At 67.1% G+C, this 8537-nt stretch carries 5 protein-coding genes; 3 read left to right on the top strand and 2 right to left on the bottom strand.

The window, feature by feature from the left end; translation table 11 throughout:
- Together Q0629_RS07450 and Q0629_RS07445 are read left to right on the top strand one after the other, a co-directional pair.
- Window positions 1-399, top strand: a 399-nt coding sequence (locus tag Q0629_RS07450) for a chromate transporter (RefSeq protein WP_298780856.1), incomplete at its 5' end; no start/stop codon positions are given.
- 50 nt (window positions 400-449) lie between these two features.
- Entirely contained in the window at window positions 450-2075 is a 1626-nt protein-coding gene (locus Q0629_RS07445) for a gamma-glutamyltransferase family protein (RefSeq protein ID WP_366123218.1), read from the top strand.
- Window positions 2076-2106: 31 nt separating this feature from the next.
- Here the strand turns inward: Q0629_RS07445 and Q0629_RS07440 are convergent, their stop codons facing one another.
- Window positions 2107-3417 (bottom strand): Na+/H+ antiporter NhaC family protein, encoded by a 1311-nt coding sequence (locus Q0629_RS07440; protein WP_298780853.1) that lies wholly within the window; start codon window positions 3415-3417, stop codon window positions 2107-2109.
- Between the two features lie 106 nt (window positions 3418-3523).
- Window positions 3524-5128: a pilus assembly protein N-terminal domain-containing protein gene (locus Q0629_RS07435; protein ID WP_298780851.1), complete on the bottom strand. Its 1605-nt coding sequence runs from the start codon at window positions 5126-5128 to the stop codon at window positions 3524-3526.
- 420 nt (window positions 5129-5548) lie between these two features.
- On the opposite strand from Q0629_RS07435, the gene nifJ reads away from it, so the two are divergent.
- The coding region (nifJ, locus tag Q0629_RS07430) for a pyruvate:ferredoxin (flavodoxin) oxidoreductase (RefSeq protein ID WP_298780849.1) at window positions 5549-8537 on the top strand (2989 nt) is incomplete at its 3' end.

Raw genomic sequence — 8537 nt, 5'->3', positions numbered from 1 at the left:
AACTCCGCGACGTTCGTCGGCTACCGCATGGCGGGGTTCTGGGGTTCCCTGGGGGCCAGCGCGGCGGTGGTGGGGGCGCCGCTCCTGGTCATCGTCCTCCTGCTGTGGCTGATCTCCCGCGCCTCCCAGAGGGCGCAGGGACGGATCACTGCCTTTGAAAAGGGCTTGCGCCCCGCGGTGGCCGGGCTCCTGTTCGTCGCCTTCTGCACGCTGGCCCGTCCCCTGCTGCCCGCGCCATCCTCCCTCCGCGCCATGCTGCCCAAGCTGGCCCTGATCGCCCTGGCGTTCCTCTGCCTCGCGCTCTCCAGGCTCAGGCCCTTCAAGGCCTACCCCCAGCTCCTGATCCTCTTCGCCGCCCTGATGGGGCTGCTCCTGAGGGGGCTTTTGGTAGCCCCGTAGACCCCGCTTCCCCTGTCTCTATAATAATCCCTTAACAAGGAGTGATCGCCTTGTCCTGTACGTTCGACGTCCTGCGCTTTGACCCGCAGCGCTATCGCTATGCGTCGCGCCGCAACGTGGTCTACGGCTCCCGCGGGATGGTCGCCGCCTCTCAGCCCCTTGCGGCCCAGGCGGGGCTGGCCGTCCTGAAGGAGGGGGGGAATGCCGTGGACGCTGCCATCGCCACGGCGGCGTCCCTGACGGTGGTGGAGCCCACCAGCAACGGCCTTGGCAGCGATGCCTTCGCCCTCGTCTGGAAGGACGGTCGGCTCCACGGCATCAACGGCAGCGGCTTCGCCCCCCTGGCCTGGTCGCTGGACGCCTGGCGGGAACGGGGCTGGAAGAGAAACCCCGTGAACGGCTGGGGGGCGGCTACGGTGCCCGGAGCGGTAGCGGTCTGGTGCGAGCTCTCACGCAGGATAGGGCGTCTACCCCTGGCGAAGATACTTGCCCCCGCCATCGAGTACGCCCGGGGCGGGTACGCCGTTTCTGCCAACGTGGCCTTCAACTGGGCCAGGGCCTTTGAACGGTTCAAGGTCCTCCGCTCGCCGGAGTTCTCCGCCTGGCTCCCCACCTTCTGCCCCCTGGGGCGGGCGCCCCGTGCGGGGGAGGTGGTGCGCCTGGAGGACCACGCGAAGACCCTGGAGGACATCGCCGAAAGCGGGGGGGAGGATTTCTACCGGGGCGCGCTCGCGGTGAGGATGGCGGCCTTCGCGCAGGCGACGGACGGCTTCTACACCCTGGAGGACCTCGCCGCCTTCGAGCCGGAGTGGGTGGACCCCGTGTCCGTGAGCTACCAGGGCTACGACGTGTGGGAGATCCCGCCCAACGGGCAGGGCATCTGCGCCCTCATGGCCCTCAGCATCCTGAAGAACTTCGACTTCCGGGAGCGGGACGGCGCCGAAACCTTCCACCGCCAGATCGAGGCCATCAAGCTGGGGTTTGCCGACGCCCACCGCTACGTGGCGGACCAGCGCTTCAGCCCCGTCCCCGTGAAGGAGCTTCTGGCGGACGCTTACGGCGCGGACCGCAGCAGGCTGATCGGGGACTGCGCCGAGGAGCGCAGCGCGGGGGACCCCATGCCGGGCGGCACGGTGTACTTCGCGGCAGCCGACGGCGAGGGCTGTATGGTCTCCTTCATCCAGAGCAACTACATGGGCTTCGGGTCGGGCGTGGTCATCCCCGGGACGGGCATCGGGCTCAACAACCGCGGACACTGCTTCTCCCTGGACCCGGATCACCCCAACGTCATCGCCGGGCGCAAGCGGCCCTACAACACCATCATTCCGGCCTTTCTGACGCGGGAGGGGAGGCCCGTCGGGCCCTTCGGCGTGATGGGCGGCTTCATGCAGCCACAGGGGCACGTCCAGGTGGTGATGAACGTCGTTGACTTCGGCATGAACCCGCAGGAGGCGCTGGACGCGCCACGCTGGCAGTGGACCGGCGGGATGAAGGTCGCCGTGGAGCCGGGCTTTCCCGCGTCGGAGGCTCAGGTCCTGGAGGCCATGGGGCACGAGGTCGTGCCTGAGGTGTCCTCGAACGGCTTCGGGCGGGGACAGATCATCTGGCGGACGGAGGACGGCTCGCTGGTCGGGGCCACGGAGCCGCGCACGGACGGCTGCGTCGCGGCCTGGTGATCGGCTCAGGGGAGGGGAGCGGCAGCCCGCCTCAGCCCCGGAACCAGCGACGGCGGGTCAGGAGGTAGCAGAGGGGCAGCAGGTAGAGGTAGGCGGCGTAGGGGACGGCTCCCGCTCCTACGCCCATCATCGTCAGAGGCACGGAGCAGCCGATGCACCAGGGCACCATCCCCGCCGTGATCACCGTGGAGTTCGCGATGTCCTGGGCGAGTTCCGCGGAGGGCAGGTCTCGCTCCTCGTAGGGGTGTCGGACGACGTGGACCGTCATCATGACGGCGACGGTCTGGTTGCAGAAGATGGCGTTCGCCAGGGTCCCCAGGGTCAGGGTGACGGGATAGGCCCCCAGCGCGTCCATTGCGCGGGCAAGGCGGGACTGAAGGCCCCTCAGAATGCCCGTCCCGTCGAATATCCCGGCGTAGGTGCCCGATATCATGAGGGCGGCGCTGATCTCCAGCATCGAAACGAGGCCCCCTCCGTTGAAGATCGCGCGGACGCTGCCCTCCGGCGCGTGGAAGCCCATGAGGGCGAAGCGCAGGGCCCCCGCCGTCCCCGTCCTCTGCAGGAGGACGGCGCAGAAAAACGCGCAGAGGATGCTGACCCCGAACGAGTGGAGCACCTTGACCTTGAAGAGGGGCAGGACCAGCATGACGAGGGCCGGCAGGGCGCACCAGGGGCTGAGGTGAAAGTCCAGGTTCAGGGACGTCAGCACCGCGCCCTCCCCGCCCAGCATGGGGTTTCTGAAGGAGAGCCACGTGTGGAGGCCGAGCGCGAGGAGGAGGGGCAGGAGCGCGGTCCGCATCATGAGCTTGACGTTGTCGTAGAGGTCCGTGAAGGTGAGGGCGGTGACGAGGTTGGCGCAGGAGGAGGCGGGAGAGGCCCGGTCGCCGAAGTAGATGCCCGACAGGATGGCCCCCGCAGCCGCCAACTCGCTCACGCCCCCGCTGCGGGCCACCGTCATGAGCGCCACGCCGAGGGTCCCCGCCGTGCCGAAGGAGGACCCCAGGGCGTAGGAGAGGGTGCAGGAGAGGAGGAAGGCCTCCAGGATAAACGTCGAGGGCGAGATCAGCCTGAGCCCCCAGGCGGTGAGGAGGGCGAAGGTCCCGGCGGCGCGCCACAGCCCCGTCAGGACCCCGATCGTCAGCATGACGCGGACGACGATCAGGGACTCCCGCACGCCCCTCCAGGCCATGCGGAGGAGCGCGGGGAGCGCGAAGCCCCGGCGCAGCCCCACGCCCATGAAGCCGATAAACCCCGTGGCCAGCGCCCAGAGCATGGAGTAGCCGCACGCCAGCGATCCGGCCATCAGGGCTGCGAAGACGGCGAAGGCAAGGGTAATATCCATTCAGCGTTTCTCCATCGTTTTTGAGATTAAGAATAAATTTAGGACGGCGAGGGGAGGTCCCGCGACCTCCTGGCCTCGCCGTCCTCGCTGTCTTTGACCGGAGGCCTTACGCCCTTCGCCTCAGGAGGAACGCCGCCGCGAGGGCCATGGCCAGGCCGCTCGATGCCGCGTTGCAGCCGCCGCCCTTTCCGGACTTGCGCTCCCGCACCGTGACGACGAACGACCTGCTGGTTGGGGTGGCGGTGGAGTAGCTGCTGCCGCCGAGGTTCGGGGAGGCGGTGACGACGATAGAGGTCGTGCCCTGGGCGCGCCCCGTCAGTTGGATCGTCCTGCCGTTCAGCACGGTCGCTTCCACGACGCCCGCGGTGCTGTTCGCGGTGACCTGAAGCGTGTAGGGCACGTCGAGGGTCTCGCCGTTCAGCGTCGTCCGCACCGTCGGGGTGATGGCGCGAACCTGGTTCAGGGCCAGCGTCTGATCTGGGATGACGTCCATGGAGAGGAGCACGATGGGAGCGTCCCTTCCGACCCGGACGGTGAGGGATCGGGTCGACGCGGAGGCCTTTCCGCCCGCAGCCGTCCAGCCGTGCACGACGGCGGACAGGGTCGTCATGCCATCTCGGAGGGCCGTAGCGCGCCCGTACCTGTCCACGCTGAGCACGGTGGCGTCGCCCACGATCCATTCAATGCCCCCCGGATGGACGCTGCCATCCAGGGAAGCGTCCGCGGGGAAGACCTTGACGTCGTAGGACGCGCCCTGTCCCAGCTGGACGTAGGGCGTCCCGGCGAGGTCCGCGCTGACGAGGGCCACCGGAGTGGCCTCAAAGGCTCCCGCGTCGTAGCCGACGAGCTGGGGGCGCAGCGTGCCGCACTCGTCGATGGAGACGGCGCCGGCCGCGGAGGAGGGGATCAGGTCGCGCGCGGGAGAGGCTCCGGAGAGCTTCAGGACCTCGACACCGTTCGCGCTCTCCAGCTTGAGAGGGGCCGCCAGGAAGACGTCCTCCGCCCTCTGGTTCGCCAGGCTTTCCGGTCCGACGCCGGCGTTGGAGGTCCCCAGGACGTTGTAGCGCACGGAGGAGATGGCGCCCGCCCCCTCGGCGTGGAGGTCGTCGCCCGCGCCGCTCCTCGTCGAGCGGTTGCCCACGGCGATGACGCCCAGGAAGCTGGCCGCGCCGTTCGCCACGGCCACGCCTCCGCCGCTCGCGGCGCTGTTGCCCGCGATGGTGCAGAACTGGAACGTCGTGTTGTTCAGGCTGACGCTGTCCACGCAGACCGCGCCGCCCGCCACGCTTGCGGTGTTGCCGAAGAACGTGCAGTTCGTAAAGTGCGCGTTCGCGTTCCCGCTCACCAGCACGGCGCCGCCGCTCTGGAGCGAGGATGCCGTGCCCTTGGTGAAGGTGATCCGATTGAACGCGGCCGTGCCCCTGGTGACGTTGAAGATGCGGGTGGAGCCGCCTTGGATGGTGACGCCCTGTCCGTTGAGCTCCAGGTTCGAGGTGATGGGCATCTCGGAGGAGGTCCGAATGGTCTGGACCTCCGGGGCGACGTTGATGACGTTGGCTTCGCCGTTGGCGTTGGCGCTGGCGACGACCTGCTGCAGGGAGCCCGGGCCGCCGTCGGCTCCGCTCGTCACCGTGAACGTCGCCGCGCCTGCCGGGCCTGCCGCAAGGCACGCCAGAAGCGCCAGCGTCAGGGTAGAATGTGCTCTCCTCATGGTATCATGACCTCTTCTTTCCGCAGTTTCCTGCAAACTTGGTGCGCACCACGGTGCCGTGTGCCCCCGGCGGCACCCGCCTCGCAAAAGACTTCCTCAATTTTACACGGAAAAACGCCTTTGCGCACGCCGTGGCGCGCCGGACCTCAATTTTTCTTCCTAAGGTGCCTCATAAAAGAGGCGGACGCCGGCCTCCGGGGGATGGCACGGATGCGCGGGCGGGGCGCTCAAAATTGCGCGGATTGTAGTACAATAATAGTCGAAGAAGTCTTGGAGTGTGTCCTTTAGAATTTTTGCGTTGGGTTCTTCCGAGAAGGGGGCGCGGGCGACGAGCGGCGCGCGCGGAAGGGCCGGTCTTCTTTGCCGAAGGGAGCCCTTGGGGCTTCCCGTCGGATTCATTTTGAGGGGGGTTATTTTTTCATGAAGCGTAACTGGAAAACGATGGACGGAAACGAGGCGGTCGCTCACGTCGCCTATGCGTTCTCCGAGATGGCGACGATCTACCCGATCACGCCCTCGTCGCCCATGCCGGAGCACATCGACGAGTGGGCGGCCCACGGCCGCAAGAACATCTTCGGCAAGACCGTCAAGGTGACGGAGATGCAGTCCGAGGGGGGCGCGGCCGGCGCGATCCACGGCGCGCTCTCCGCGGGCGCCCTGGCCAGCACCTTCACGGCGTCCCAGGGGCTCCTGCTGATGCTGCCGAACATGTTCAAGATCGCGGGAGAGCTCCTGCCCGGTGTGTTCCACGTCTCCGCCCGCGCCCTGGCGACCCACGCGCTCTCCATCTTTGGAGATCACAGCGACGTCATGACCTGCCGCATGACGGGCTTCACGATGCTGGCCGCCGGCAGCGTTCAGGAGGCGGCGGACCTGGCCGCGGTGGCCCACCTGACGGCCATCGAGACGAGCGTTCCCGTGTTGAACTTCTTTGACGGCTTCCGCACGTCCCACGAGATCCAGAAGATCGACGTCTACGACTACGCAGACCTGGCGAAGCTGGTGGACTACGACGCCATCGAGACGTTCCGCGAGCGCGCCATGCGCCCGGAGAACCCCTTCGTCAAGGGCACGGCCCAGAACCCGGACATCTTCTTCCAGGCCAAGGAGGCGTCGCAGCCCTACTTCGACCGCGTGCCCGACGTGGTGGCGGAGTACATGCGCCAGGTGTCGAAGCTCCACGGCCGGGAGTATTATCCGTTCCAGTACTACGGCGCGCCGGACGCGGAGCGCGTCGTCGTCGCCATCGGCTCCGTCTGCCAGGCGACGGAAGAGGTCGTGGACTGGATGAACGCCAGGGGCGAGAAGGTTGGCCTCATCGAGGTGCACCTCTACCGTCCGTTCTCCCCGAAGTACTTCTTCCGGGCGCTTCCCTCCACGGTCAAGGCCATCGCCGTGCTGGACCGCTGCAAGGAGACGGGCGCCCTGGGCGGGCCTCTCTACGAGGACGTCCGTTCCATGTTCTTCGACTACGGCCCCAACGCCCCGAAGGTCGTGGGCGGCCGCTACGGACTGGGCTCCAAGGACACGACGCCGAGCTGCATCAAGACGGTGTTCGACAACCTGAAGCTCTATGAGCCCCGCAACGACTTCACCATCGGTATCGTGGACGACGTGAACGACAGCTCCCTGCCGATGCAGGACCACATCGACACCGCGGCGGAGGGCACGGTCTGCTGCAAGTTCTGGGGCCTCGGCTCCGACGGCACGGTGGGTGCCAACAAGAACTCCATCAAGATCATCGGCGACCACACCGACATGTACGCGCAGGGCTACTTCGACTACGACTCCAAGAAGTCGGGCGGCATCACGGTGTCCCACCTGCGCTTCGGCAAGTCCCCCATCAAGTCCACCTACCTCATCGACTCCGCGGACTTCATCGCCTGCCACAAGCAGGAGTACGTCCACCAGTACGACCTGACGGCCGGCCTGAAGAAGGGCGGCACGTTCCTCCTCAACACGCAGTGGACGACCCCGGAGGCCCTTGAGGAGCACCTGCCCTCCGACCTGAAGCGCAAGCTGGCGAACCTGGGCGCGAAGTTCTACGTCATCAACGCCGTGGACGAGGCCCAGAAGATCGGCCTGGGCAACCGCACCAACTCCATCATGCAGGCCGCGTTCTTCAAGCTGGCGAACGTCATCCCGATCGACGACGCGGTGAAGTACATGAAGCAGGCCATCGTCGATACCTACGGCCGCAAGGGCGAGAAGGTCGTCAAGATGAACCACGACGCCGTGGACGCGGGCCTGAAGAGCCTCATCGAGATCAAGATTCCGGAGGGCTGGAGCGCTGCGCCGGACCAGGTTGTGCAGAAGCGTGGCGTGCCGGACGAGATCCCGGAGTTCGTGACCGAGCAGTGCCAGGTGATCAACTCCCAGAAGGGCAACGAGCTGCCCGCCAGCGCCTTCACGGGCGAGTACGTGGACGGCCGCTTCCCCTCCGGCACCGCCGCCTACGAGAAGCGGGGCGTGGCGGTCAACGTGCCGGAGTGGAACGGCGAGAAGTGCATCCAGTGCAACCAGTGCTCCATGGTCTGTCCCCACGCGGCCATCCGGCCGTTCCTCCTGGACGCCGCCGAGCAGGAGGCCGCGCCGAAGGAATTCGGCGCCGTCGAGCCCAAGGCCAAGGCGCTCAAGGAGGCGGGCTACCGCTACAAGATTCAGGTGGACACCCTGGACTGCCTGGGCTGCGGCAACTGCGCGGACATCTGCCCGGTGAAGGCCCTTGAGATGAAGCCCACGGCCTCTCAGGAGGGGGAGATCGACAACTGGACCTACGCCGTCGAGAGCGTGGCGGACAAGGACAAGGTCGTCGATAAGTTCACCGTCCAGGGCAGCCAGTTCCAGCGTCCGCTCCTGGAGTTCAGCGGCGCCTGCGCGGGCTGCGGCGAAACGCCCTACGCCAAGCTGATCACCCAGCTCTTCGGCGATCGCATGATCATCGCCAACGCCACGGGTTGCTCCTCCATCTGGGGCGGCTCCGCGCCCAACATGCCCTACACGGTCAACGCCGAAGGCCGCGGCCCGGCCTGGGCGAACTCGCTGTTCGAGGACAACGCCGAGTACGGGTACGGCATGAAGCTCTCCGTCAACGTCAAGACGAACTACCTGGTGGAGGCCGCGACGAGCCTGATCAAGATGGAGTGCGTCCCGGAGGAGTATAAGAAGGTCCTTCAGGAGTGGCTGGACACGCACCTGGACGGCGAGAAGTCCAAGGCGTCCGCGGCGAAGGTGGAGGAGCTCCTGGACGGGGTGTTCTGCTGCTGCGGCGGTCACGAGCACGAGCACGCGGACCTCAGCGACGAGGCCATGGCGGAGTTCACGAAGATCGCGGAGTACCACGATTACCTGGTGAAGAAGTCCGTCTGGATCTTCGGCGGCGACGGCTGGGCCTACGACATCGGCTACG

It is taken from the genome of uncultured Fretibacterium sp., assembly GCF_938030725.1.
In the GTDB taxonomy this organism is placed as follows: Bacteria; Synergistota; Synergistia; order Synergistales; family Aminobacteriaceae; genus Fretibacterium.
This window is presented reverse-complemented; position numbering and strand designations above follow the sequence as displayed.

What these genes read in the sequence shown, in the direction of transcription:
- Q0629_RS07440 (WP_298780853.1), bottom strand. Translation starts at nt 3,417, where the DNA reads ATGGATATTACCCTTGCCTTCGCCGTCTTCGCAGCCCTGATGGCCGGA.
- Q0629_RS07435 (WP_298780851.1), bottom strand. Translation starts at nt 5,128, where the DNA reads ATGAGGAGAGCACATTCTACCCTGACGCTGGCGCTTCTGGCGTGCCTT.